The sequence below is a fragment of the Coriobacteriia bacterium genome, from assembly GCA_003149935.1.
GTDB lineage: Bacteria > Actinomycetota > Coriobacteriia > Coriobacteriales > QAMH01 > QAMH01.
Window position 1 is genome coordinate 184,151 of sequence record QAMH01000006.1, and the last position, 26,677, is coordinate 210,827.

23 protein-coding genes are annotated in these 26,677 nt (G+C 59.5%); 19 read left to right on the forward strand and 4 right to left on the reverse strand.

Annotated elements, in window-relative coordinates:
• Positions 1-31 precede the first annotated feature (31 nt).
• On the reverse strand, positions 32-2,314 hold the full coding sequence (locus DBY20_03425) for a hydratase (protein ID PWL78941.1): 2,283 nt from the start codon (positions 2,312-2,314) through the stop codon (positions 32-34).
• 117 nt (positions 2,315-2,431) lie between these two features.
• On the opposite strand from DBY20_03425, the gene DBY20_03430 reads away from it, so the two are divergent.
• The 5 genes from DBY20_03430 to DBY20_03450 all read left to right on the forward strand — a co-directional run bounded on the left by DBY20_03430 (position 2,432) and on the right by DBY20_03450 (position 9,804).
• Positions 2,432-3,811, forward strand: a complete 1,380-nt coding sequence (locus tag DBY20_03430) for a sodium:proton antiporter (GenBank protein ID PWL78942.1) — start codon at positions 2,432-2,434, stop codon at positions 3,809-3,811.
• A gap of 40 nt (positions 3,812-3,851) precedes the next feature.
• Positions 3,852-4,415: a universal stress protein gene (locus DBY20_03435; GenBank protein PWL78943.1), complete on the forward strand. Its 564-nt coding sequence runs from the start codon at positions 3,852-3,854 to the stop codon at positions 4,413-4,415.
• A gap of 5 nt (positions 4,416-4,420) precedes the next feature.
• Positions 4,421-5,734: a hypothetical protein gene (locus tag DBY20_03440; GenBank protein ID PWL78944.1), complete on the forward strand. Its 1,314-nt coding sequence runs from the start codon at positions 4,421-4,423 to the stop codon at positions 5,732-5,734.
• Positions 5,735-5,833: 99 nt separating this feature from the next.
• On the forward strand, positions 5,834-6,535 hold the full coding sequence (locus DBY20_03445; GenBank protein ID PWL78945.1) for a macrolide ABC transporter ATP-binding protein: 702 nt from the start codon (positions 5,834-5,836) through the stop codon (positions 6,533-6,535).
• A gap of 20 nt (positions 6,536-6,555) precedes the next feature.
• Complete coding sequence (locus DBY20_03450; GenBank protein ID PWL78946.1) at positions 6,556-9,804, forward strand: ABC transporter permease; 3,249 nt, start codon at positions 6,556-6,558, stop codon at positions 9,802-9,804.
• Positions 9,805-9,807: 3 nt separating this feature from the next.
• Here DBY20_03450 and DBY20_03455 read toward each other — a convergent pair whose 3' ends face one another.
• The gene (locus DBY20_03455; GenBank protein PWL78947.1) at positions 9,808-10,902 is read right to left on the reverse strand and encodes a cell filamentation protein Fic; all 1,095 of its coding nucleotides are present in this window, start codon (positions 10,900-10,902) and stop codon (positions 9,808-9,810) included.
• A gap of 172 nt (positions 10,903-11,074) precedes the next feature.
• Between DBY20_03455 and DBY20_03460 the strand changes: the two genes are divergently transcribed.
• Genes DBY20_03460 through DBY20_03470 form a run of 3 tightly spaced genes read left to right on the forward strand, consistent with a single transcriptional unit; the run spans position 11,075 to position 13,502 of the window.
• Entirely contained in the window at positions 11,075-12,076 is a 1,002-nt protein-coding gene (locus tag DBY20_03460) for a hypothetical protein (GenBank protein PWL78948.1), read from the forward strand.
• A 10-nt stretch (positions 12,077-12,086) separates the two neighbouring features.
• Positions 12,087-12,683 (forward strand): cysteine hydrolase, encoded by a 597-nt coding sequence (locus tag DBY20_03465; GenBank protein ID PWL78949.1) that lies wholly within the window; start codon positions 12,087-12,089, stop codon positions 12,681-12,683.
• Complete coding sequence (locus DBY20_03470; GenBank protein PWL78950.1) at positions 12,684-13,502, forward strand: gamma-glutamyl-gamma-aminobutyrate hydrolase; 819 nt, start codon at positions 12,684-12,686, stop codon at positions 13,500-13,502.
• Here the strand turns inward: DBY20_03470 and DBY20_03475 are convergent, their stop codons facing one another.
• Positions 13,503-14,540 carry a hypothetical protein gene (locus DBY20_03475; GenBank protein PWL78951.1) on the reverse strand — a complete coding sequence of 346 codons (1,038 nt, stop codon included), beginning with the start codon at positions 14,538-14,540 and terminating at the stop codon, positions 13,503-13,505. It abuts the gene before it with no gap.
• A 155-nt stretch (positions 14,541-14,695) separates the two neighbouring features.
• Between DBY20_03475 and DBY20_03480 the strand changes: the two genes are divergently transcribed.
• Together DBY20_03480 and DBY20_03485 are read left to right on the forward strand one after the other, a co-directional pair.
• Positions 14,696-15,430: a hypothetical protein gene (locus DBY20_03480; GenBank protein ID PWL78952.1), complete on the forward strand. Its 735-nt coding sequence runs from the start codon at positions 14,696-14,698 to the stop codon at positions 15,428-15,430.
• 14 nt (positions 15,431-15,444) lie between these two features.
• Positions 15,445-15,945 carry a 7-cyano-7-deazaguanine reductase gene (locus DBY20_03485; protein ID PWL78953.1) on the forward strand — a complete coding sequence of 167 codons (501 nt, stop codon included), beginning with the start codon at positions 15,445-15,447 and terminating at the stop codon, positions 15,943-15,945.
• Positions 15,946-15,951: 6 nt separating this feature from the next.
• Here DBY20_03485 and DBY20_03490 read toward each other — a convergent pair whose 3' ends face one another.
• A complete protein-coding gene (locus DBY20_03490; GenBank protein ID PWL78954.1) occupies positions 15,952-16,317 on the reverse strand; it encodes a hypothetical protein in 366 nt (121 codons plus the stop codon).
• A 212-nt stretch (positions 16,318-16,529) separates the two neighbouring features.
• Between DBY20_03490 and DBY20_03495 the strand changes: the two genes are divergently transcribed.
• The 9 genes from DBY20_03495 (at position 16,530) to DBY20_03535 (ending at position 26,661) form a co-directional block, all read left to right on the forward strand.
• Positions 16,530-17,228 (forward strand): hypothetical protein, encoded by a 699-nt coding sequence (locus tag DBY20_03495; protein PWL78955.1) that lies wholly within the window; start codon positions 16,530-16,532, stop codon positions 17,226-17,228.
• Between the two features lie 155 nt (positions 17,229-17,383).
• Complete coding sequence (locus DBY20_03500; GenBank protein PWL78956.1) at positions 17,384-17,974, forward strand: hypothetical protein; 591 nt, start codon at positions 17,384-17,386, stop codon at positions 17,972-17,974.
• A 324-nt stretch (positions 17,975-18,298) separates the two neighbouring features.
• A complete protein-coding gene (gene mscL / locus DBY20_03505; protein ID PWL78957.1) occupies positions 18,299-18,730 on the forward strand; it encodes a large conductance mechanosensitive channel protein MscL in 432 nt (143 codons plus the stop codon).
• Between the two features lie 59 nt (positions 18,731-18,789).
• A complete protein-coding gene (locus DBY20_03510) occupies positions 18,790-18,987 on the forward strand; it encodes a ferredoxin thioredoxin reductase catalytic beta chain (protein ID PWL79410.1) in 198 nt (65 codons plus the stop codon).
• Positions 18,988-18,990: 3 nt separating this feature from the next.
• Positions 18,991-20,124, forward strand: a complete 1,134-nt coding sequence (locus tag DBY20_03515; GenBank protein PWL78958.1) for an exonuclease sbcCD subunit D — start codon at positions 18,991-18,993, stop codon at positions 20,122-20,124.
• A complete protein-coding gene (locus DBY20_03520; GenBank protein PWL78959.1) occupies positions 20,121-22,895 on the forward strand; it encodes a hypothetical protein in 2,775 nt (924 codons plus the stop codon). Before DBY20_03515 ends, DBY20_03520 begins: the two co-directional genes overlap by 4 nt.
• Positions 22,896-22,909: 14 nt before the next feature.
• Positions 22,910-23,428 (forward strand): tRNA (uridine(34)/cytosine(34)/5-carboxymethylaminomethyluridine(34)-2'-O)-methyltransferase TrmL, encoded by a 519-nt coding sequence (locus DBY20_03525; GenBank protein PWL78960.1) that lies wholly within the window; start codon positions 22,910-22,912, stop codon positions 23,426-23,428.
• A gap of 150 nt (positions 23,429-23,578) precedes the next feature.
• A complete protein-coding gene (locus tag DBY20_03530) occupies positions 23,579-25,777 on the forward strand; it encodes an NADH-quinone oxidoreductase subunit L (protein PWL79411.1) in 2,199 nt (732 codons plus the stop codon).
• Complete coding sequence (locus tag DBY20_03535; protein ID PWL78961.1) at positions 25,777-26,661, forward strand: Ech hydrogenase subunit EchB; 885 nt, start codon at positions 25,777-25,779, stop codon at positions 26,659-26,661. Before DBY20_03530 ends, DBY20_03535 begins: the two co-directional genes overlap by 1 nt.
• The last annotated feature ends 16 nt before the right edge of the window (positions 26,662-26,677 follow it).

The window sequence follows — 26,677 nt, forward strand, 5'->3', positions numbered from 1 at the left end:
TCTTTTGACGCACGAAACGAGGCTTTAACCTTTATTTCTCGCGGTTGTAGTTGATGAGGCAACCTGCCTTGACGATGGCGCGTTCCTCGCTCGTCATGTCCGCAATCGAAAGCTCTATCTCGCGTGCACCCGCATCGCCGATGACGAAGGCGCGAATCTGGGACAGGTCGCCATCGAGCGCGTCGCGGATGCCCGGCACGAAGACCCAGTCGCCCACGTTGAGAAGCTCGACGTCGCCGGCATACTGGAAGGGCAGCATGCCCCAGTTCATGCAATTGCTGCGATAGCGTTTGGTGGCGTATTCCTCGACGATGTTTGCCAGTGCCCCGAGCACGCGCTGGCAGCTCGCCGCCTGCTCGCGTGCCGAGCCGTCACCCGGCTTGCGTGCGTAGATGGTCGATCCGATCTCGATACTGCCCGCATCGATGTTCTCGAAGCCCGTGATGCCGTGGATGGCTTCGTAGACTGCGGAAAGCTCATCGGGCAGTTCGCCGGCCAGGCGCGCCTGTTCGAAGTCACGCACTTGCTTGGCGCGGCGCACGTAGTCGGGATCACGGCGCGAGAGCGTGAACTCGGCAAGTCCCAGGGGGTTGGAGCGATACGAGGAGGTCTCGCCGCTCGGGATGAGCTCGTCGGTTGTCGTGACCTCGTCCTCGATCTTGGAGACGATTCGCAGCAGGATGTTGTCAGCCAGTGGCTCTTGCTCGGGCCAGTCCTTGATGTTGGGGCCGTAGCGCAGCTCCTGCTCCTCATCGGCCTTGCCGAATCCCCAGTACACGCGAGATTGATAGGCGCGGTCGTCGTAGTTGTAGGCGGGGATATCGCCCCAGCAGTCAAGCTCGGTCGCGCTCGTGAGCTTGCCGCCGTTTACAGCCGTTGCCGCAATCGAGCGCGCGTCCATGAGCGCGACGGCCGCCATCTGGCCGTTTTGCGGCTTGGAGCCCTCGCGGTTGGGGAAGTTGCGCGTCGCGTGGCGTATGGACAGGGCGTTGTGTGCCGGGGTGTCACCTGCACCAAAGCACGGGCCGCAAAATGCCGTGCGCACGATGGCACCGGCATCCATGAGGTCGGCGAGCAGTCCCTTGCGGTCGAGGTCGACGAATACGGGCTGTGAGGAGGGATATACCGAGAGATAGAACTCGTCGTAGCCGGTCGAGGCGCCCTTGAGCGCATGGGCGGCTTCGACGATGTTACTATAGGTGCCACCTGCGCATCCGGCGATGACGCCTTGCTGGCAGGCAAGCTTGCCGTCGCTCGTCACCTTGTCGAGCAGGCTGAAATGCGCACGACCCTCGGCGACCTTCTCGGCGGCGAGTTCCGTCTCGCGCAGGATGTCCTCGAGGTTCTCGTAGAGCGCATCGATCGTGTAGGCGTTGGAAGGATGGAAGGGCAGGGCGATCATGGGGCGGATTGCCGAGAGGTCGACTTCGACGAGCGCATCGTAGTAGGCGACGTGCGCGGGCTTGAGCTCACGGTAATCGTCGCCGCGTTTGTGCAGGTCAAGCCATGCCTTGGTGTCGTCATCAGTCTGCCAGACGCTGGAGAGGCAGGTCGTCTCGGTCGTCATGACGTCGATGCCGTTGCGGTAGTCGGTGGGAAGCGACGCGATGCCAGGGCCGACGAACTCCATGACCTTGTTCTTCACGAAACCGGACTTGTAGACGGCGCTCACGATGGCAAGTGCCACGTCCATCGGTCCGACGCCGGGCTGAGGTGCGCCCGTGAGGTAGATCGCCACGACATCGGGATAGGCGATGTCGTAGGTATCGCCGAGCAACTGCTTGTCAAGCTCACCGCCACCCTCGCCGATGGCCATCGTGCCCAGAGCGCCGTAGCGGGTGTGGGAATCGCTGCCGAGGATCATCTTGCCGCAACCGGCGAAGTTCTCGCGCATGAACTGGTGGATGACGGCGATGTGGGGTGGCACGTAGATGCCACCGTACTTCTTGGCCGCGGACAGACCGAAGAAGTGGTCATCGTCGTTGATCGTGCCACCCACGGCGCACAGCGAGTTGTGGCAGCAGGTGAGCACGTAGGGTAGGGGAAAGCGTTCCATGCCAGACGCGCGTGCGGTCTGGATGATGCCGACGTAGGTGATGTCGTGGCTTGCCATCGCATCGAATTTGATGCGAAGGTGCTCGAGGTCATCCGTGATGGTGTGTGCGGAGAGAATGGAATGGGCAATCGTACCCTCACGTGCATGGTCGCGCTCAGCAGAGGTGATGCCTAGCTGTTCGAGGCGTTCTTGCTCATCCTCCAAAACGAGCTGTGTGCCATCGATAAGGTAGGCGCCTTTGTCAGTGAGCTTAACCATGGATAGTCCTTCCGCTTTGATGCCGTCACCTGTTTTGACGTGCGTTTTTTGACCCAATCCCATACGTGTAATGGTATAGTTAACACTCGATTGTACTAAAGCGCTCTGGAATATCCTATGGAACTTGGCCAAACACTTCCCATATGGAGCATTATCCCCTTCGCGGGCATGTTGCTGTCCATTGCCATATTCCCGCTCGTCAGGGCCGAGTGGTGGGAGAAGCATCAGCTGCTCGTCGCGCTCGCGTGGGCGCTACTGTTTCTCGTGCCTTTCGTCTTCGCCTACGGGGCCGAGGTCACGGCCGAGCAACTTGCCGAGGTCGTCATCGGCGACTACATTCCCTTCATCGTGCTCTTGCTCGGACTCTACGTCGTGGCCGGCGGCATACACGTGGGAGGCACCATCGCCGGCACGACGAGAAACAACGTCATCATGCTGCTCATCGGCACGCTGCTTGCGAGCTGGGTCGGCACCACTGGTGCGGCCATGCTGCTCATACGACCTCTGCTGCGCGCCAACCTATGGCGCAAGTACCGCGCGCATATCGTCGTCTTCTTCATCTTCCTGGTCGCAAATGCCGGCGGCTGCCTCACGCCTCTGGGCGATCCGCCGCTGTTCCTCGGCTACCTGCGCGGCGTGCCGTTCTTCTGGACGCTGCAACATATCTGGCCGCTGCTGCTCGTCAACACCGTCCTGCTCATCGGCCTGTTCGTCGTCGTCGACCGCTACTTCACGCGCCGCGAGCCGCGCGAGAGCCGCGAGAAGCTCGAGCTGCTGTCTCGCGCCGATGACCGTGTGCCCATCCACCTGCAGGGCTGGCACAACCTATTCCTCCTCCTGCTCGTCATCGCGGGTGTCATCCTCAACGGCCTCATCCCGCAGCTCGAGGCGTTTATTGACGCCGAGACGGGGATGACCTTCGGCTTCAGCGTCTTCGGGGTGCACATCGGGGTGGAGTACGTCGTCCAGATCGCCCTCATACTGCTGGCCGCCGCCCTGTCCTGGGTCACGACCTCGAAGGACGATCGCTCGCGCAACAACTTCGAGTGGGCACCCATCGCCGAGGTCGCCAAGCTCTTCATAGGCATCTTCATCACGATGATTCCGGCGCTGGCCATCCTGCGCGCCTACGGCGGATCGCTCGGGCTAGACTCGCCGCTGGGGTTCTTCTGGGCCACCGGCGCGCTATCGTCGTTCCTCGACAACTCGCCGACCTACGTGGTCTTCCTCACCACGGCCGGGGCCCTGGGCACCGACGCGGCCGGCGCGGTGGCGACCACGGTGGGTTCCGTGGATCCGACGATCCTGCTCGCCATATCGGCCGGTGCGGTGTTCATGGGCGCGGTGACCTACATCGGAAACGCTCCCAACTTCATGGTCAAGAACATCGCCGAGGGCGCCGGCGTCAAGATGCCGAGCTTCTTCGGCTACATCGGCTGGGCGCTCGTGTTCCTCATACCGGTTTTCATCATCGACAGCCTGCTGTTCTTCCTCTGATGAGACACATTGGACAGGTACATCTGTCTCATTGCGTACAATGAGACAGATGTACCTGTCCAATGTGTCTCATCCCCTATCGTCATGGAGTATAATGGCGGTACGGTCATATCATGAACGGGAGGCTGCCATGTATCGAAACATCCTTGTTCCCTTCGACGGATCCGAGCCCTCGCAACGTGCGCTTAAAGCCGCAATCGAGATGTCAAGTTCGAGCGTGCCCGTCGTGATTACGGTACTCAAGGTCGCGGCTCCCATGAATTTCGACGATTCGACCTTCGAGGTCGCCGCCCGCATGGCCGGCGTCCCCAAGATCGATGCCGCCGTGTTGAGCGCCACGCGCGACAACTACAACAACGAGCATCGCAAGAGCGTCCAGACGCAGATCCAAGGCTTCTTCGCGAGCGTACCCGACAACATCGACATCCAGATCGTCATCGAGAACGGCCGACCTCAGGATGTTATCTGCGATTATGCAAACGAGCATGGTATCGATTGCATTGCCATGGGAAGGCGTGGCCTCGGTGTCATTCGTGCAGCCCTGGGCTCGGTGAGCTCGGCTGTCTTGCGTGGCGTCGATCTACCGGTTCTCGTGGTCAAGTAACGTACATGACGGGGCAGGACACAGATCTCACGCAAGCGCTTAATCTTGCCGGCAAAACAGGAAACCTCTACCTCTCGCCTGACGAGACCGTCGTGCTGTCTGAGGAGAATTCCCTTGATGCCCCCTTCAAGATAGGAAAGCATTCCATCCTTCCTTCGGACGCCGGTTCTGATGGTGATGCGGCCTTCGCACCCAAGACGCAAGATGCGCAGGAAACCCAGCCGGAGATGACGCAGGATGCGCCATCGCCGCGCAGACATCGCGGACTCGTCGTTTTCTTCGTTTTGCTTGTCACCTGCGCGCTTGTCGCTGCAGCGGCGTGGTTCATCTACCAGTATCGTCAGCATCAGGAGGCGCTTGCCGCCCATCCCGTCTGGGTGCAGGTCGATGCGCCCGGCTATGACCTTGCCGATTCCAAGATTCCCTTCCATGTCGAGGGCGTGGACATGGACAACAAGGGTGTCGACGTCGTCGCCTTCATCGGGCCAGATGGCACGGGTATCGAGCTTTCGCCCGGTAGCTACGTGATTACCGTTGCGTCTTCGCCGCTGCTTGACGATGCACAATTCTACGAGGTCCCCGACACGCAGCTTATGGTCGAGATGCCTACCGACCTTTCCGAAGACGAGGTCATCGAAGCAAGTTACCCGAAGTTCGAGTTCATGTTCGCCAATCCCGCGGATATCACCGATGAGCAAATCACCCTCGCCTACGATTACGCCATCGAGTCCGGGTTCGAGCAGGGCAAGGCGATAGCATATCGAGACGCTCTCATGCAGAAGCGTGACGAGGCCGCTGCGGTGGCACAAGCTGCAGCTGAGAAGGCCGGGCGCATTACGACGGCGACCGATGCCCTCGAGGCAAAGGCCAAGGAGGCCGGTAGTACGGGGATTGGCTACCAGATTGCCGACCTCGATGGTGACGAGATGCCCGAGTTGCTCATCGCGGGCAATTCCGCCAGCGCCATGGGTGCCGTGTGCTCCGTCTACGCCTACGATGCCTTCTCGCACCAAGTCGTCGAACTGTGCTCGGCAGCCGGTGGTGCCAACCATGATCCCGGTATCTGGTATTCGACCGCGCGTCATGAGGTTGTCTTCGCCACGATGGGTACCAACACGGAAACATACAGTTTCTACAGCATTTCGAAGGGCGTGGCCGTGCTCGAATATGACTATACGCATTCCTGGGGCCAGCAAGGCGAGGGCTCCGCGCCGTCCGAGAGCTTCTTCATCGGGTCTGACCAAATCACGGAGCAGGCCTTTGCCGAGATGGTCAATGGGCTTTCTCGCTTCACGTATCTGCCAAGCCCCACGCTCTAGCGTGCCATATCGAAGCGCGTTGTCCGCGTGCCATGACCGTGGCGCTCATGCTACTATCAGCTGAAGATGATTGTCGAGACTATCGCAAGGGAGCCAGCGATGGCATTTGTCGAGTTCAGAGACGTGCGCAAGATCTACCAGATGGGCGAGACGCAGGTATGCGCCGCCGATGGCCTGAACTTCGACATAGACGAGGGTGAACTCGCGTGCATAGTCGGCCCTTCCGGATCGGGCAAGACCACGCTGCTCAACATGCTCGGCGGCATGGATACGTGTACCTCAGGCACCATCAAGCTCGCCGATCGTGTCGTGAGCTCCTTCACCGAGAAGGAGCTCGTCCAATATCGTCGCCATGAGATCGGCTTCGTCTTCCAGTTCTACAACCTCGTCCAGAATCTCACGGCGCTCGAGAACGTCGAGCTCGCGGCGCAAATCTGCGATGATCCGTTACCAGCCGACGAGGCGTTGGCCATGGTCGGACTTTCCAAGCGCATGGATAACTTTCCGGCGCAGCTTTCCGGTGGTGAGCAGCAGCGCGTCGCGATTGCCCGTGCCCTTGCCAAGAATCCCAAGCTCTTGCTCTGCGACGAGCCGACGGGTGCGCTCGATTATCAGACGGGCAAGGCCATCTTGCAGCTTTTGCAGGACGCCTCGACCGTGCATGGCCGTACGGTCGTGCTCATCACGCATAACACTGCCTTCAAGCCCATTGCCCATCGCGTCATTCACATCCATGAGGGCAAGGTTGCCTCCGTCGAGTTGAGTGACGCCCCGAGCTCTGCAGCCTCGATCGAGTGGTAGGGGAGTGCATGTAGACGGCTATGGCAAGCGCATTCAACAAGGAAGTTCGTCGGTCCATCACGCATTCCGTGGGACGCTTCCTGGCGATTGCCATCATTTCGGCGCTTGGCTGCGGATTTTTCGCAGGTCTGCTCATGACCTCGATTGACATGAACATCTCGGCAGACGAGTTCTATGACGCGACGAATGCGAGCGACCTGTACGTGACGGGGACGCTCGGTCTCGATGATGCCGACCTTGACGCCATTGCGCGGGTCGAAGGGGTACGTAGCGTCGAGCCGGTACGCATGGCCGACGCATATGCCATACATGATGACGAGAAATACGTCATGCGCTTCAATAGCATCGACCTCGATGCGGCGCGTAGCTCGGATACATCTGATGGCATGCATGCCATCAGCGATGATGAGGGATACATCAACCGCCCCATATTGGTCGAAGGAAGCTGGCCTACGGGGCCGGGCGAATGCGTCGTTGCAGCTGACGCCGTACTCGACGAGCCCATGCAGGTTGGCGATGTCATCGAGATCGTCGGTGGCTCGGGGGACATTGCGGATACCTTCGCACGCAGGCAGTTCGTGATCACGGGCCTCGTGCGCTCGCCGTATTATCTCATGACCTCAAACTTCGGTTCCTCGGAGCTCGGATCTGGTGATGTCGACAGCTATGTCTTCGTTGCCCCCGAAGCATATGCGGAGGATTTTCCTTATACAGGGGCATTCGTCACGGCCACGGGCGCTGCCGACGAACTGTATCCAAGCGATGGCTATGACTCGATTGCCGATGCGCTCGTCGCACGTCTCGAGAGTATGAGCCTCGATTTCCGGGTCGCGCGACTCTCGGCAGTGCAGGCCGACGCCCAAGCCGAGCTCGACGACGCCCGTGCCGAATACGATCGCGAATATGCTTCGGCAATGTCCCAGCTCGACGACGCCGCCTCCCAGCTTGACTCTGCCAAGGCCCAGCTGGATGACGCGGCCTCCACGCTCGCCAACAGCCGCAACGAGCTCGATGCCGCAAAGGACGAACTTGCCGAAGGCGCAGTTCAGCTCGAGGCAGCCAAACGCGAGCTTGATGCGCAACAGGAAAAGGTCGATGCCGGCATGCGCGAGTACGAGACGCAGGCAACTGCGCTCATGGCGGCGCGTGCCGAGGCCGAAGCGCGCTTTGCGAGCGCTCAGGCGCAGGTCGACCAGATTCCCGATCCAGCGCAACGTACCCATGCCCAGGCAGCGCTCGACGCCGAGCGCGCGCAGACAGAAGCGCAGTTTGCCGCTGGCGAGCGCGAACTCTCTGCAGTCAAGGCACAGCTCGACGCAGGAGCCGCCCAACTCGCCGCCGGCAAGGCACAATACGAAGAGGCGCTTCGCCAGGCAGATGCCGGTCAGTCGGCTTACGAGGAAGGCGAAGCGGCATATGCGCGCGGCCAAGCCGAGTACGAGAGTGGCCGCGCAGAATACGAAAGCGGGCTTGCGACCTATCGCGTCAACCGCGAAAACGCCCTGCGCGAGCTCGCCGACGCGAAGACGCAACTCGATGATGCCCAGGCCGACATCGACGCCATCGAGCTTCCTGACTTCTACGTGCTCGACCGTGGCAAGAACGTGGGCATGGCGGGACATGAGGCCGATGCGAGCCGTATCGACCAGATCGCACGCGTGTTCCCGCTCATCTTCTTCCTCGTGGCAGCGCTTGTCTCGCTCACGACGATGACGCGCATGGTGGAAGAGGAGCGCATGCTCATCGGCACCTATAAAGCGCTTGGCTATGGCAATGCGCGCATATGTTCCAAGTACCTCATATATGCGTTGCTCGCCAGTGGCATAGGAAGCATCGTCGGCATACTTCTGCTTTCGCAGGCATTGCCCCAGCTCATCATGAACTCGTACGCCATCATCTATGCACTGCCCATCAGTTCCTCTCCCATCGATGTCACCATTGCGCTGTTTGCCTTTGCCTTGAGCGTGGGCATTACCTTGCTGGCAACCCTGTTTGCCGTGCTTTCCTCGCTGCGTGAACGCCCCGCACTTCTCATGCTGCCGCGCGCGCCCAAGGCCGGCAAGCGCATCTTGCTCGAGCGCGTCGGGCCCATCTGGCGCAGACTCTCGTTCTCGAGCAAGGTTACGACACGCAACCTCTTCCGCTACAAGCGGCGCTTCTTCATGGCCGTCATCGGCATCGCCGGTTGCACGGCGCTTTTGCTCACGGGCCTGGGCCTGCGTGATGGCATCAACGACATCATCGAGAAGCAGTTCGGGCAGATCCAGCACTTCAACTTGGAGATCACGACGAATGCGGAGCAAGATCCCCATAACGCGCATATCGTCGAGGAGATTCTCGCGAGCTCGGACATCGTGACCGACACGATGCAAATCGGGCGTGAAAACGCCATCGTCACGCGGGAGGGTGCCGATAAGGACATCCGTGCAGCGCTCGTCGTACCAGCCGATCTCGAACGTTTTGACGCGTTCTACACGCTGCGCGAACGTGTTGGCCATGCGCCGCTCGCGCTTGGCGAGACGGGGGCTGTCGTTACCGAGAAGCTCGCAAGCGAGCTTGGCGTCTCCGTTGGCGACACGATCGAGATCTACGATCAAAGCATGGTCGGGGAGCGCGAGGGCGTAGCGCACGAGGTCACCGTATCCGGCATTGCCGAGTACTACACCGGCCAGGGTATCTTCATGTCACCTGCATCCTATGCGGCCGTCATGGGCACGTCTTGCAATTTCGCCGAGACCATCTGCATGGCATACGCTCCGCTTGACCAGCGCACGGCGCTTGCCAACGAGCTACTCGACGTCGGTGGCGTCGAAGTCGTGAGCTTCTACGATGAGGTTATCGAGACCTATCGCACGATGCTACGCACGGTCAATGCCGTGGTCTGGGTGCTTATCATCGCGGCCGCGTTGCTTGCCTTCGTGGTGCTCTACAACCTGACGAACATCAACATCAACGAGCGCATGCGGGAGATCGCGACGCTCAAGGTGCTCGGCTTCACGCCACGCGAGACCAACGACTACATCTTCCGCGAGACCATTCTGCTCACCATCATCGGCGCGCTAATCGGCTGCGTGCTGGGCATTGGCATGGAGAGCTTCGTCGTGGTGACGGCAGAGGTCGACGAGATGATGTTCGGCCGCGACATACACCTCTTGAGCTTCGTGATCGCCTTCGCCCTCACGATCGTGTTCTCGTTTATCGTCTCGCTCGCCATGCGCCCCAAGATCAGGGCCATCGACATGGTCGAGAGCCTTAAGTCGGTCGATTAGGCCCTACATCGGGATCTGGCGCACGACGCGCTGGTAACGCGTGGCACGAGCGGCACCCACCTTCTCGATGGAGTGCTCCTTTTGCATCTTCTGCAGGATGCGCTCGAGTGTCTTTTGGCTCATCATCGGGTTGGACTCGAGAATCTCGATCTTGCTCACCGGCTCATCGATGGACTGGAAGTACTGCCTAATGGTCTTTTCGTTGCTGCCGCGCACGCTCAGGGCGGAGGTGCGGTCGGTGAGGTCCTCGTAGCACTTGAGAATGACGTCGAGCATGTACTCGACGAAGGGCGTGTAGTCGTTCTCGCCGGTCTCCCAGCCCTGAGCGCTCTCCTTCATGGTGCCGAAGTAATCGTCCTGGGTTGCCTCAAGCTCCGAGTCGATGGAGACGTAGCGGCCGACGGTGAAGTCGATCTTGTCGAACATGAGTGATGCGAGCAGGCGCGACATACGGCCCGTACCCTCGTCGAAGGGATAGATGCAGACGAAGTCGAGCAGGAAGATGATGCTCGCCAGCAGGGGACTGTAGGTTTTCTCGCGCAAGGCGTTGCTATAGGCATTGCAAAGCTCGCGCATCATGGCCGGCACATCCGGCGCACTCACGAGGTCGGTGCGGATGCCGTGATACTTGACCGGGCCATCCGACGGCATGAAGCTCGTCTGGCCATACGATGCCGCGCGAGCGCGATCGCCACCACGCCACTTGCCGACGCTCTTCACGTCATCGGCGTAGCGGAAGAGGTCGCTGTGCAGCTGGAGAATAATGGCCGGGGATATGCGCAGCGTGGAGTAGCTGTTGTCGATGGTCTCGAGTACGGATCGATAGCCGAGCACCGCCTTGTCGGCATCCGTGTTGGCCCGCTCCTTGCCATCGAGCAGCTCACGCAAATGCTTTTCGGTCACCTTGATGCCCTCGAGGCGACATGAGGCGCCCGCATCGCGTGTCTTGGCGATTTCGTTGAGTTTCTCGAGCGTGTCCTGACCGGTGACGGACGCGATGGGCAGAATGCCCTTGCCCTCGTGGATTTGGGTGAGCGTCGCGACGATGCTGGGAGTGAAGAGCTTTTGCAGGGTGGCGTTGTAATCTAAATCGCGCATATCGATGCCGTTTCTATTGAATGACGGACAAATACATAAAACTGACCAAATTATATAACCTCATGTCGATTTGGACAAATAGACTTTTTCTCAGAAGGTGCGTGGCAAATCGTTTCGTCCGAGTACAATGGGCAGCATGCATAATTCGGGTGTCTGTACGAGGGAGACCAGAATGGAACCAACGACAAGCCGTGGGACGCGTTACGATGACGCCGATCACGCTGAACTGCGGACGAATGACCAAAACGCCACGCAGGATATGAGCGAGAAGAGCTTCTTCGATGCCGAGGAATATCTCGAGAGCTTCTCGGCGCTCGGGACGAGCATGGCCCAGGGTCGCGACCTCAAGAAGAAACGCAAGGCGCTTGACGAGTACAAAAAGACGCTCGCCACGCTCAAGCAGGCCTACGACGACCGTGTGAATATCGCGCTCAATCACGAGTCAATACTCGTTGATCAGGAGCACATTATCGCGGCGACCAACTCCGATATCGAACGCGCCACGCGCAATCGCGAGGAGATCGAGGCCAAGATCGCCGAGGCTAACGACGACCTTGCCGATCTCAAGCGCAGGCAGGCAAAGGAGCGTCGTCCGCTCGAGGACGAGCTCGACCTGCGCAACGCCGAGCTTGCCTCGGCCAAAGACGAGCTCAAGCAGGTGAAGGCCCAGCGCGACTCCCTCGACCTCTTCGATGCGGACTCGCCTGCGGTTGCCTCGACGGAAGCGGCTCACGATGCCGTGGTCGACAAGGTCAACGGCAAACTCGAAGCCGCCAAGGCCGCGCAACGCAGCGCCCAGAAGGCTCTCGATGCGCGTGAGAAAGAGGAACGCTCCAAGCAGAAGCGCGCGCTCGACGGCATCAAGCATCTCAACGGCGACAAGGAGAAGGCGGAAAAGCGCGTCGAGGAGCTTGAGAAGCGCCTTGCCGCAGCCCACGAACGCGTCAGCTTTTGCGAGTACGTTATCGAGCATCCCGAGGAAACCGAGGCCATGGCCGCGCGCATCGAGGAGAACGAGAGGACGGCGGCTGCGATGGAAGCGCAGGTCAGCAGTCTCGAGTCCAAGCATGCGCTTAGCAAGGCGGCATCGGGGAAGGCACGTGCCGTCGTCATCGTCGCGGCAATCGCCTTCGTCATCTTTATAATCTTCCTTCTCGTCATCTCAAATCGATAGGAGCAATCTCATGGCGTATCTTCCCGTCGCACAGGAAACCACCTGGCAGCAGTCCGACAACATCGACCTGAGCAAGACGGCCGTGCTTGTCGTTGACGTACTCGGAGGATCGAATCCCGTCCTGCCCGTCCTCGAGGAGATGGTGTCGAACAGCGCAGCCATCACGAAAGCCGCGCGTGCGGCGGGCGTGCCGGTCGTATTCGTTGACGATGCGCATATTCCCGGTCTGGACCGTGAGCTCGAGCTATGGGGCGAGCACGGCATCGTCGACACGGAGGATGCGCAGCCCGCGGCAGCGCTTGAGCCATGCGCGAGCGATTACATCATCCCGAAGCGTCGTTACGACGGCTTCTTCCAGACCGACCTTGACCTGACCTTGCGCGAGCTTGGCGTTGACACGCTCATCGTCGTAGGCGCGGATACCAACATCTGCGTGCTCCAGACGCTGGCAGGGGCGTACTTCCGCGGCTACAAGACCATCGTTGCCGCCGATGCGACGGCCACCTTCCTCATCGGCACGCAGGAATATGCCCTCGACTACTTCTCGCGTTGCTATGATTCGCGGGTGGTCGATACCGCCCACGTGCTCGCGTATCTTGCCGCCTAGATGAGCGCGAGCAACAATCAGGAGCGGGGGACGCTTCCCATCATCGGCATCGTGCCCACGCAGATGCCCGAAGACCACATCTTCCGCGTGAATGACCACTACATCAACTCCATCGTGCTTTCCGGTGGTGTGCCGCTCATATTCCCGCTCTCGCAAGACCGGCGTGTCTACGAGCGCTTACTGCCCATCGTCGATGGCTTCGTGCTCACGGGCGGCCAGGACGTTGACCCGGAGCGTTACGGAGTCTCGCCAGATGCCGATGACTACGAGAAACTGGGCGAAATCACGCCGCTGCGTGATGCCGTCGAGGAACTCATTCTCGATTTCGCGCATCGCTTCGACGTGCCGACGCTCGGCATTTGCCGCGGCATGCAGACCATGAACGTGCACTATGGCGGGACGCTTTACGTCGATTTGCCCGCTCAGTACGATGGTGTGGATTCCCTTACGCGGAGGCCCATCCTGCATTGGCAGGTCGAAGAGCCGACAGAGGCGGCCCATTACATCGACGTGAAGCGCGGATCGCGTCTGCATGGCATACTCGGAGCGGATTCTTCGGCAGCGAACTCGTTTCATCACCAGGGCGTGCGCATGGTTGCCGATGGCTTTGTGCCGGTTGCGTATGCATCGGATGGCCTCATCGAGGCCATCGAGGCCATCGACAAGACCTTCATGCTCGGCGTGCAATGGCATCCCGAATTTTTCCTCGGCGAGAAGCACATGGGAAATCTCTTCAACGCACTTGTCGAAGAGGCGATCCGGGCACGCATGAGCGGACGCCTGGATGCAGACGCCCAACGGGAGTTTTTCTCGCGCTAGTTAAAGCTCGTCTTTGTCAAGCGCGACGAGGGCTTCGACGAGCTCGGGCCTCATGCGCCAGATGTAATCGCCTGGGCGATTGTCCATCTCGTTGGCATTGCGCCCGATGAACATGATTGGCCACCATGAACCCTTGAAGTTACCGCGCTCCATCTCGCGTGCGACGTTGCGTGCGTAGGTGCGTAGAAGGCTACTGTAGTATTCGCGATCATGCAGGAACTGGTTAGCGAGCTCCTCGGTAGTGATCTCATCGCCGTTTTCGTGGATAAACTTGAGCACCTTGATGATTTCCGGTGTGGTGAGTTCCTCGTTTTCGAGGATGGTGATCCACTGGTGGATGCTCATGTCCGGGTCGTAGTCGATCGCGTAGGGCCACCAAGCCGAATCGTCGGCAGCTTTGTAGGAACGCGCTGCAATCTCGAAGAAGGGCTCATCGCACACGGCGGCGACTTCCTTGAGGAGGCGTACGTAGCGTGCCCCTTTCATCACGATGGGAGTGTTGATGCCGAATTGGCCATGGAGGTATTCACGGCTCTTCTCGCCGAAGGGGAGGTAGAACGTGGGGCGCATCCAATAGAGGGTGCGCGTGAGGCGTGCCTTCGTGATGCCATCCTGCTTGTGGACCGTGTCGAAGAGCTCGCAGAACTTCGTGAATGTCTCCTCGTCGCGCTCGCCTTGGTCGGCAAACTCAAGGGCGGTCTCGAAGAGACGCCAGCAATCGTCCACGCCCTGGTCCGAGTCATCGAAGTACTGCCAGTGCTCCTGGTTTGAGCAAGGAATGCCGATGAAATCATGGGGTAGGGGGGCATCTACGCCAAAGCGCTGCATGATGGTCTCGATCGCGCTCCTGCGGTCGACCTCGATCATGGAACGATTGAAAGCGGTGAAGAACGTGAAGGGGTCGATGTTGGTTCGCTCGTCATCGCCCGTGATTTCGGCAAAGACGCTCAGGATCTCGCCTCGGTTGTACTTGCGCGCAAGGAGCGCGTCGGCGATTGCCTCGTATGCGGGAATCCAGGTGAAAAGTTCTTGTGACACGGTTCACGTCCTTTACAGTGGCTCGCGAATGATAAAATCTAAGTAATAATTTTATCGCGAACCCGGGTGCGGGCATAGAACCAATTACCTGGCTGGTACAAAGCGACAGCCTCGATGAGCAAACGGCTTCACGACGAAGAGCAAGGAGGACCACCATGGATATGACGACTCTCAAGTCCATGCAGGATGCCGCAGTCGCCATCGGCTCGGCTACCAAGTACATCGGTGCCGCCAATCTCGAACTGGGAAAAGTCGCCCTTCCCGCCATGAAGTCCGCGGTGGGCAATGTCCCCAGGCTTGTCGAGAAGACCTTCGACCAAGCACGTCATGGCTCAAGCAACGAGGAACGTCGCCATGCCGCAGCCGTCATCGGCGTGGGCGTCGTTGTCGTGTCGGCATTGACCGTCGCGACTTTTGCGCATTTCTCCCATAAGGTTCGCAAGTCACGCGCCTTGCGTGCCCAAAAACGCCAGGTCGCCGCTGCCCTTGCGCGCGAGAAGCAAATAGACGAGACCATCGCCTCGGCCGTTGCCCTGCGTCCGGCCACGGCTCTCGAGAAAGACGCCCCCGGCGACGACCTCGCCTTTGCGAAGGAGCCCGGTTGCTTTGCCATTCTCACCTACGAGCCCGACGTTGCCGCCGATGATCCCGGCGCCTATCGTGACGTCTACGTAGGGGCCGCTGCCTCCATGCTCGAGGGTGTGCGCAAGCAGCTCGATGGCAAGGGCAATCTTTACGTGCATGCGGACATGAGCTACGAGCTTCCCGTATACGTGGCTTTCTTCCCCTGCGATGAGTCCAAGTTGCTCGAAGAGCGCGCCAAGCTCATCAAGGCGCTCGGTGCGAAGGATTCGTACAACATGGTCGCCTCGGCAACCGAGCTCGATTAGGGGGACGTAACAGCATGTCACAAGCCACGCGCGAGGCCGAGGGCCTCACCTTGCTCGGCAACCAGCACACCCAATACGCGCAAGACTATGACCCCAGCCTGCTCGAGACCTTTGAGAACAAACACCCCGGTCACGACTACATGGTCACGTTTCGCTGTCCGGAGTTCACGACGCTGTGCCCCATTACCGGCCAGCCCGATTTCGCAACGCTCTACATCAACTACGTTCCGGACGAGCGCATGGTCGAGAGCAAGAGCCTCAAGCTCTACCTCTTCTCCTTCCGCAATCACGGTGACTTTCACGAAGACGTCGTGAACGTAATCATGCACGATCTCGTTGAGCTCATGAGCCCCAAGTACATCGAGGTGCGCGGCATGTTCTACCCGCGTGGTGGCATCTCCATCTACCCGTTTGCCAATTGGGCACGCCCAGGTGCGGGCTACGAGCAAATTGCCGCCGAGCGCATGTTCTCGCAGCTCTCGGATCTCGACTCGGGAGACGGCGCGCGCGGATAGCGGCACTTAATCGCCTATGCCATACTGCTCGTAAAGGGACTCCTTGTCGACGCTTTCAAGGGCAGCGACGATATCGTCGGAAGAAACGCCTGCATCAACCATTGCGGTAAAGAGGGCGCTCATGCGAGACGCTCCCTCCGCAAGACCCTCCTCGCGTCCAACGCGCACGCCGTAGTCATAGCGGTCTGTGAGCTCCTGCTCTAAGGTATGAATGCCCATCTGAAGCTCCTCGCTCTCGCACGCAAGCCTGACCGCTTGTTCCAGGTTACGCACCAGTCCATCGCTTGCGGACGCGTTGTTGGTGAGTATGTATTGTAACAGCTTGACGGTGGGCTCATCGAGCGTGGAGAGGTCTCCCGTGGCGTTATACATGCGGCGTGCGAGACAGAGCCGAGGTCCAAGGGAGCGCGCCGTAAGGACCGCGAAGCGGGCCGTCGGGAAGCGACCGTCGAGGCGAGTTTCGCACGCCGCATCCTTCGCGTCATGGACAATGCTGTGCTACTATGACCGCCGTATTGTAAATCCGCCGCATGGGCGACGGGGGCTGTTCGCAACATCCAGCCATAAAAAACCAAGGAATCATCATGGAGAAAACTCAACGTAACCTCATGCTTTGTGGCATGGTATTCGCCATTGCGCTCGTCGTGTCAAATATGGTGGCGGCAAAGACGATTGCGACGGGCTTCACCCTGTTCGGCACGGCCGTTGTCGTTCCCAGCGCGGTCATATGCTACTTCATCACCTTTCTTATGACAGACGTGGTTGGCGAGATCTGGGGACGCAAGGAAGCGCAGCTCATCGTCAAGTGGGGCTTTGTCTGCCAGGTCATCGCTTGCGTGCTCATTGCCATCGCGCAGGTGCTGCCAGCGGCAAATCCCGAGATGCAGGGTTCCTACGAGATGCTGCTCGGTCAGAACGTCGTCTTTGTCATTGCCTCGCTGCTCGCGTATCTCACGAGCCAGAGCTGGGATGTCTTCGTCTTTCACAAGATTCGCGGGTTCTTCCTGAGCCGTGGCAAGAGCAGTGCGTGGCGCTGGGTGTGGAACAACGCCTCGACCATGAGTTCACAGGCGATTGACACCGTCATCTACATCACGGTCGCCTTTGGCATCGGCATGGGCTGGGCCTTCGACACGGCTATGCTGCCGACGCTTCTTGCGATGATGGTGGGGCAGTACGTCTGCAAGTTCATCCTCGCCGCTCTCGATACGCCCGTTTTCTACTTCCTCACGCGCCGCAGCGGTTGCGCCGAGCCGACCGCAGTCGAGCAGGAAGCGGTATAAAACGTCTGTCCGAATCTGCTCCGAGTTCGCTTTGCTTCGATGTCCGGAATTACTCCGGAATACATCGGTAATTCGACCAAAAGCATCCGGCGAAACTGTTAGATTCGCCGGATACGATTGCCTTTCCGTCTTCCGCGAGGGAGGAGAAGGTGGTCGTGAGACACGAAGAACCACTGGTGAGACTGGGGGAGAGCGCGAATGCGCTGTCGGTTTCGCCGATTGTCAACACGAAGGGGTATCACGACGCGTTTCGCGCTATGCCATTGCCAGCAGCTGTCGTGGAGGCCGCTTACCGTCAGGCTGGGCGTATCCTATCTGCAACCGATGGAACCGAGTTCGAATATCTCGTTGCCATTGACGCGCGCACAGGGGCGTTGGTGGCCGACAATCTGGATGCGTTGCCGATGGTGCGCAGAAGAACGGCATTCCGCGAATCTGATGTCGATAAAATCTGGGCGCGTGAAAATGGTGTCGTTCTGATTCATAACCATCCAATGAGCTTTCAACCGTCATTTCGAGATGTGATGACTGCAGCAGAACACGTGGTCGTTGTTGCTTCTGTTGTCATCGGGCATGATGGATCGGTCTGGTACGTGGCAGTGGACGATCCAACAATTGCTGGTAAATTAGCCGACGCTTATAATGAGATTAAGGACAGCTTGGGTGATTTCGCCGAGTCGATGGTGTTAAAAACTGTCTTGAACGAAGATAACGGCAAGCATGTGGATTGGAGGAGGATGAGATGAGCGTGAATGATGAGATGATCTATATGGTATGCGATGATACCAACAACTACGATATCAACGACATAGACCTCTCGATGGTTCCTCCTGAGGTGATGGAAAGGGTGCTTGCGGTAATTGGATCCGTACCGGATTCTAAGCAGGCAACCGTCTCCTAGCCTTGATATCATAGGCGGGTCAAAGCACTGGCACGGGGTGTATTGCTCCTTCCGCCGGTGCTTTCGTTTTTGGGTAAAAGCAGCCCCATTCTCTTCTTGGTCGAATATAATATGAATTCGAGATAGATATACCTGGCGCACGCCGCCATGAGGAGCAGAGGAGCGCATCATGAGTTTCTTCAAGGAGTTCAAGGAGTTCATCAACCAGGGCGACGTGATGGACATGGCCGTCGGCATCATCATCGGCGGTGCGTTGACGGCAATCGTCACGGCGTTGACTTCGGGCATCATTCAACCGCTCATTAACTTCATCACGGGTGGAAATGCCGAGGTCGGGGGATTGGTCATTCCGGGAACGGGAATCGACTTCGGGTCGTTCATCAGCGCCTGCATCAACTTCCTCATCATCGCCTTCATCGTGTTCTGCCTTGTCAAGGGCGTGAACAAGATGAGAAGCATGGGCAAGAAGGACGATGCAGAGCCCGATGCCCCCTGCTGCCCGTTTTGCCTCGAGGAAGTCAAGGTGGGTGCGACGCGTTGTCCGCATTGCGCCGGCGTCTTCGAGGCTCCCGCAACATCTGAGCAACCGAAATTTGCTTGAGTGCGCGCACGGCCCTCGCGCGTGATAAGCTCACGTGTGTCATCGTGGAAAGGAGCATCGTGAGAATTAGGATGAACGAGGACCGCGAGTACGTCGACAAGATTCGCGCGGGAATCCTCAAGCGTGAGGGCTATTGCCCATGCAAAGTGCAGATAAGCGAAGAGAACCACTGCATGTGCCAGGAGTTTCGTGACCAGATTGCAGACCCGGAGTTCGAGGGTTACTGCCACTGCAGGCTCTATTACAAGGAGCTGTAGTCCTTGAAGCTGCTGCATATTGCAGACCTTCACATCGGCAAGCGCGTCAACGGCCTGTCGATGATCGAGGAGCAGGTTCACATCATCGACCAGCTTGTGGCGATTGCCTGTGATCAGGACGTCGCTGGCGTCCTCATCGCGGGCGACGTTTTCGATCGTCCCATTCCCTCGCGGGAAGCACTCGAGACCTGCGAGCGTCTTTTCTTGGGTTTTTGCGAGAACGGCATCGAGGTCTTTGCCATCCCCGGCAATCACGATTCGCCCCAGCAGCTTTCGTTTTGCTCTGGTTTGCTCGGCTCTTCGGGGTTGCATATCGCCAAGGCCTTCGATGCCAATATCGATCGCTTCACGGTCGAGCAGGATGGCGAGCGTGTCTGCATTCACCTGCTTCCCTTCGTGCGTCCAACCGACGTACGTATGGCATTGCCAGATGCAGCTGAGGAAATCGTCTCTCATGACGACGCGGTGCGTCAGGCTCTTGCCTGCGACGAGCTCGATGATGCTGCCTGCAACATCCTCGTCGCCCATCAGTTCGTCACGGCGTCGGGCGTACAGCCTACCACGTGCGATTCCGAGATCGCGAGCGTGGGCGGTGCGGATAACGTGGATGCTTCCGCGTTCGATGCGTACGATTACGTGGCGCTTGGGCATCTGCATGGGGCCCAGCATGTCGGGCGTCCGCAGATTCGTTATGCCGGAAGTCCTCTCAAGTATTCGTTTTCCGAAACGCGTCACGAGAAGAGCGCGACCATCCTCAGCATCGAAGACGGCCGCATCGAAATCGGAACGTGCCTGCTCGAACCCCTGCATGACATGCGCGAGATTCGCGCTTCGTATGAGGAGATATGTGCGGGCGCTGATGAGGGGGACCCCCTCGATTACCTGCGTGTCACGCTTACTGACAAGAGCCTGCCCGATGCCATGGCAAAGCTCCGTGCGTTGTATCCCAACATCCTGCGTCTCGATTGGGAGCAGATCGTTGCGCCGCAATCCCGAGCGCGCGAACGTCTTGCAAACGTCAGGCAATCGAGCCCGCTCGAGCTCTTCTCCGCTTTCTACGAGCAACAGACGGGTGAGCAGCTCACATCGGACGAGCGCACGCTTGTCGAGGCGTGCATCGAGGAGGCTACACGATGAAGCCCCTCATGCTCACCATGCAGGCATTCGGTCCATATGCCGGGCAGGAAACCGTTGACTTTTCCGCCATAGACCACGGCCTGTTCCTCATCTGCGGGCCGACCGGCTCGGGCAAGACAAGCATCTTCGATGCCATCAAGTTCGCCTTATATGGTGTCACAAGCGATGAACTGCGTCCGGCGCGCGAGATGCGCTCAGCGCATGCTGCGGCTGACACGCTCACCTACGTCGAGCTCGTTTTCGAACATGCCGGACGCGAGTATCGCGTGTATCGTGCCCCTGCCCAGACCCGCCCCAAGAAGCGCGGCGAGGGTCTGCGCGAGATCGGCGCGGAGGCCTCTTTCGAGGACGTCACCGGTGGTGTCTCGCTCGCGTCGCGTGATTCGGATGTTACGGATCAGGTGAGCGACCTTCTGGGAATCGATGCAGAGCAGTTCAGTCGCATCGTCATGATCTCGCAGAATGACTTTGCCGCAGTGCTCAATGCCAAGACCAAGGAACGCGAGACCTTGTTCCGCAAGATATTCGGTACGCAGCCTTATGCGCACATCCAGGAGCTCCTCGACGAGAGGCGCCGTCTGCTCGAGACGGACATGAACACTGCACGTACGGGACTCGAAGCGGAAATTGCGCGCATTGCGCCTCCCTGTGATGATGAGCTCCTCGCCAGATACGACGAGCTCATGGCCATGTCCGACCATGCCCTGCACGCACATGAGTTCGAGGGCTTGCTCAGACTAGCACTCGATGATGAGAACGCGCGTATGGATACGCTCAAGGGAGAGCTTTCGCAGGTTCGGGAAGCCGTGGCTGCAGTCGACACCTCGCTTGGCGCGGCCGAGGCGCTCGAAAAGGCGCGCACAAGTGCCCGTGAGGCCCGTGAGTGGCTTGATGGCAACGCCGCGCGTATAGCAGATGCCGTTGCCCTGCGCGATGAGCTGGTTGCTCAGGCTCCACAGCGTGATGAGCTGCGAGCGCGCCTGCATACGCTCGATGCGTCGCTTGGTGATTACGATGCGCTTGAAACGCAGCGCACGAGGCTCGCCACGATCGAGCGTAACCAGCATACGACGCAGGCTGCGCTCGAGAAGGCGCGTACGCAGCTCGAGCAGTCTCGCGTCAAGCTCGAGGCGGCCCTTGCGGAGCAGGCGACGCTTGCGGATATCGAAGTGCGGGCGGCGCGCCATGCGGCCATGCGTGAGCGCCTGGAGGCATCGCAGCGCGAACTCACCGAACTAGAGGCGCTACGCAAGCGTCAGCTTGTGCTCGAAGACGAGCTGCGCGTGCGTCATGGCGAGCTTTCCCATGCGGAAGACGCGCTTGCGCATGCGAGTGCGGAGCTGCTCGAGGCCCAGCGCCTCTATAACGCCGATCGCGCGGGTATGCTTGCCGATGCACTCGAGGAGGGCACACCCTGTCCGGTGTGTGGCTCGACCGAGCATCCGCAGCTCGCGCAGCGCAGCGCCGAGGCGCCAAGCGATGCGCAAGTTGAGCAACTTTCCGGCCAGCTTGACGAGGCACGTGTCCGTCGCGATGAATGCGCCGTCCAGGCAGCTTCGGTTTCGGCTCATGTGCAGGCCGGCCGCGATACGCTCGCCGCACGTGTCAAGGCATCTCTTGGCGAGACGCGCGACGATCTCGAGTATGCGTTGCGTATGCAACTTAATCAGGTTGGCGGCGCACTGGAGGAGCTCGCTGCCGACGAGAGGACATGCGCCGCGGATGCAGAACGCCAACGTGAGCTTGGGACGCGGATTGCGAGCATGCGCGATGCAATTGACACGCTCGCCAAGCAAGAACATGAGCTGCAGGAGCGTATCACGCAGCTCAACCTCGAACTCGCCCAGACCCAGACGAGCTTCGAGACGCGTCTTGCGGCGCTTGCGCATCCGAGCAAAAAGGCTGCCGAGGAGGCATTGGCGGCCTTGAAAAAGCGCCTGATGCAGATGGAAGACGAGTTCGAGACTGCGCGTGCGGCAGCCGAGAAGCTCGTGCGCACGCAATCCGAGCAGGAGGCGAAGCTCAAGGCTGCCAACGAGGCGCAAGGAGAGCAGGAGAGCCCCGATCTTGCGGAGCTGCGCGAGAAGCGCACCGAGCTCGCACGACGCAGCGATGCCCTTGCGAACGAGCTCACGTCCATGCAGACGCTCGTAGCCCGCCATGCGGATTGTCTCGCGGCTCTCGAGCAAGGCGAGAAACATGTCACGCAGCTCGAGGAGAGCTTTACCTCCATCGACCTGCTTGCGCGCCTGGCCGCGGGCAAGCTTGCGGGCGGTCTGGGCAAGGTCGCCTTCGAGACCTTCGTACAGGGCGCTTACTTTGACCAAGTGCTGAACGCGGCAAACGAGCGCTTGCATGTCATGTCGGCAAGCCGCTACAGCCTTGCACACCGTGATGTCGGACGCAACAGGCGCTCGATCGCGGGTCTCGAAATCGACGTCCTCGATCGCTATACCGGCTCGATGCGCCCTTCCGAGACGCTTTCCGGCGGTGAGACCTTCCTTGCCTCGCTCGCGCTCGCACTCGGTCTTTCGGACGTCATCATGGCCCAGGCTGGCGGCATGTACATCGACGCGATGTTCGTGGACGAGGGCTTTGGTACACTTGACGAGGAGACCTGCCAGCTTGCCATCGAGGTGCTCGACAAGCTCAGCTCCGATGATCGCATGATCGGAATCATCAGCCACGTTCCCGATCTCAAGGAGCGCATCGCCCGTCAGATACAGGTCACGAAGACACGCTCGGGCTCCACGCTCGAACTCGTGCTCTAGGGGAGATATACAGCATGCTCAACGTCGTCTTGTTTCAGCCCGAGATACCCGCCAATACGGGAACCATCGGCCGCTCCTGCGTTCTCACCAACACGCGCCTGCATCTCATAGGTCCGCTCGGCTTCTCGCTCGACGATCGTATGGTGCGCCGCAGCGGCATGGGATACTGGCATGACATCGACTTAATCACTTACGATAGCTACGACGAATTCCTCGCCCAAAACCCCGATGCACGCCTCTGGATGTTCACGAAGCGTGCGGATGCGTACTACCACGAGGTTTCCTATGCGGACGGCGACTATCTCATGTTTGGTAGGGAGTCCACCGGTATTGACGATGCTGTGCTTGCGGCGCATCCCGAGCGCTGCCTGCGCATTCCCATGATCGAGCGCGACGGGCTCTCGCCCGTCACGACGCCGGGCCCGCTCAGTGATCCGACCGATCCCGATGCCGTTTCCCTCAACCTCTCCAATGCCGCAAACATCGTTCTTTTCGAAGCGCTGCGCCAGCTCGGCTTTCCTGGTGTTATCTAGAAGCTGCATACGCTAGGGGAGAGCATTGGACGCGCTCACCGTTTTTCTTAACCAAAAGACTCTCCACTGAACTAAAGTAGTCAAATTGGCTCTGTCACTTTCGGCTCGGCCGTCAACATCCGGAGGAGGGGTGTCTTGATGAATATCGGAATAGCGACGACGGCGTTTCTTATCCTGTTTCCCGTGCTCGTCGCTCTTGTCTTGATGTTCGTGCGCAACGACCGTGCGCGTAGCTATATCACCGTTATAGGTGCGCTTGTCATTGCTTGCGGTAGCATCTTCTGCGCGGTGCAGTTCCTGTCGCCGGAAACCCACGTGTTTCCCGTCAGCGATACCGCCGCGATGGTCATCGATTACGTCGCGCTCGCAATCGAGCTCGTCTTGTGCCTCTACATCTTCGTCAAGGGCGTCTACTACAAGAAGCCGCTTGCCGTCGTGCTCGCCGTTATCCAGCTTGGTCTGGCGACCTATCTCGACCTCGCGGTAGCGCATGACATCACCGTTGCCAACGAGCTCTACATCGACAACTTCTCGATCATCATGGCGCTCATCATCGGTATCGTCGGCTCGGGCATCATCGTCTACGGTTTGGGCTACATGCGCGTGCATGAGGCTCATAACGATGGCTCCGATCGTCGTAACATCTTCTTCTCGGTCATGTTCGCCTTCCTCGGCGCCATGTTCGCGATCGTCTTCTCCAACGCGCTCACCTGGATGCTTTGCGCTTGGGAGATCACCACGGTTTGCTCGTTTGCCCTCATCGGGTACACGCGTACCAAGGAGGCCATCGACAACTCCTTTTTGCAGATCACGCTCAACCTGATTGGCGGCATCGCGTTTTCCATCGCCCTGGTCTGGGTCGGTAGCTTCTACGGCACGATGGAGCTCGACGTGTTCATTTCCACGACGCTCTCCCTGGCGTCAAGTGGCATGGCGTTCGTTACCTATGCACCTCTGCTGCTGTTCTCCCTCGCGGCATTTACCAAGGCAGCCCAGATGCCCTTCCAGAGCTGGCTGCTCGGTGCCATGGTCGCGCCCACGCCCACGTCGGCGCTGCTGCACTCATCGACCATGGTCAAGGCCGGCGTCTTCCTCCTCATCAAGATCTCTCCTTGTCTCGGCTTCACCATCCCCGGATTCCTCGTCATGACGGTCGGCATCGCGACCTTCCTGTTCTGCGCGCTTGCGGCTATCAGCCAGCCCAACGCGAAGCGCGTGCTCGCGTACTCGACGATTTCGAACCTTGGCCTCATCGTCGCCTGTGCCGGTGTCGGCACTGACGGCGCGATCTGGGCCGCCATCTTCCTACTCATCTTCCATGCGGTCGCCAAGTCTCTGCTCTTCCTATGCGTGGGCACCGCCGAGCATCACATCGGCAGTCGCAATATCGAGGACATGGACGATCTCTTCGAGCGCATGCCGCGCCTTGCCCGTCTCATGGCCATCGGCATCATGGGCATGTTCATCGCGCCCTTCGGCATGCTCGTCTCGAAATGGGCGGCATTGCAATCCTTCGCGCAGTCCGAGAACGTCATTCTGCTCGTTTTGCTCGTATTCGGATCGGCCGCGACCTTCATGTTCTGGACCAAGTGGCTTGGCAAGATCCTCGCCATCGCCAATAACGATGCTCAGGATGTCGAGCTCACCGTCTTTCGCAGCGAGTGGGCTAGCCTTGGCCTCATGACCGTTCTCACCGTCGGCTGCTGCATCGGCTTCCCGCTCATCTCGGTGTCCGTCGTGGCCCCGTACCTGCAGACCATGTTCGGCGTCGCCTCGAACGCCATACCCATCGGCGACCTGTGGATCATGGCGATCATCGCGCTCGTCATCGCCGTCATCTTCCTCGGCTTCTCCGGAAACACCAAGAAGCGCATCGCGCCGGTATACCTTTCGGGCGTCGGTGTGGACGAGAGCGCCCGCACCTTCCGCAACTCCTTTAACGGGGTCAGCACCGCCACACAGCGCAACTGGTATATGAACGACATCTTCGGCGAGCGCAAGATGGTGCTTATCGGCATCGTCGTCTCCCTCACGCTCATCTTCAGCTCCTTTGCCTTCGTCGTGCAGTCGGCGGCTGCCGAGAAAGACACGCTTGTGGGAATCTCCGCGGCACATGACTCCTACGAGGGCAGCCTGTGGGAGCAGAACAACATCGACTTCACCACCTACCAGCAATACTACGAGTACTATCGCCAGTCCTGGGAGCAGAACAAGGACGCCTTCAAGGAGATAGGCATCGAAGACATGGATGACCTCATGGATACGCTTTTCATCCAGATGTTCGTCCAGAACTCGTCTTCGGGTACGCAGGACTCCGATAGCTCGAGCAGTGAAGGGGGGAACCAATAATGGAGATCTTTGGCTTCTCGATCTGGTCAATCATCGGCGTGCTTGCGTTCCTCATCGTCGCGCCTTTCATCGGCTGCATCCTCGCCGGCCTTGATCGCAAGATTACCGCTGGCATGCAGGGCCGTGTCGGCCCCAGGCTCCTCCAGCCCTGGTGGGATTTCCGTAAGCTGCTTGCCAAGGAGGATGCCACCGTCAACGGCGCGCAGGACCTCTACGTCTGGCTTTACCTCATCTTCATCGTGCTCTCCGGCATGGTGTTCTTCGCCGGCGGCAACTTCCTGCTCTGCGTCTTCATCCAGACGCTTGGCGCGTTGTTCTTCATCCTCGCCGGCTACTCTTCGCGCTCTCCGTACGCAGACCTCGGTGCCGAGCGCGAGACCGTGCAGGTCATGTCCTACGAGCCCATGGTGCTGCTTGTCGCCATCGGCATGTTCCTGGCGACCGGCTCCTTCTACGTCGCCGACCTGCTCTCGGTCGAGATGCCGCTCGTGCGCTATCTGCCGCTCATCTTCATCGGCTTCCTCTATGTGCTCACCATCAAGCTGCGCAAGTCGCCGTTCGATATCTCGATGGCGCAGCACGCGCACCAGGAGATCGTCCGAGGCATCGTGACCGAGTTCTCGGGTCGCACGCTTGCCCTCGTCGAGCTCTCGCACTGGTACGAGACCATACTCTTCCTCGGATGGACGGGCATGTTCGTCATCTGGGCCGGGGGCTGGGTTGCCGCCGTGGTGGCCATCGTCGTCGCGCTTGTCATCTGGTTCTTCGAGATCTGGATTGACAATAACTTCGCTCGTTTCAAGTGGGAGACGATGCTCAAGAGCGCCTGGTGGGTCGCGTTGGTTGCCGGCACCATCAATATCGTCTACCTGCTGTTCATCTAGAATCGGGAGGTGCCAA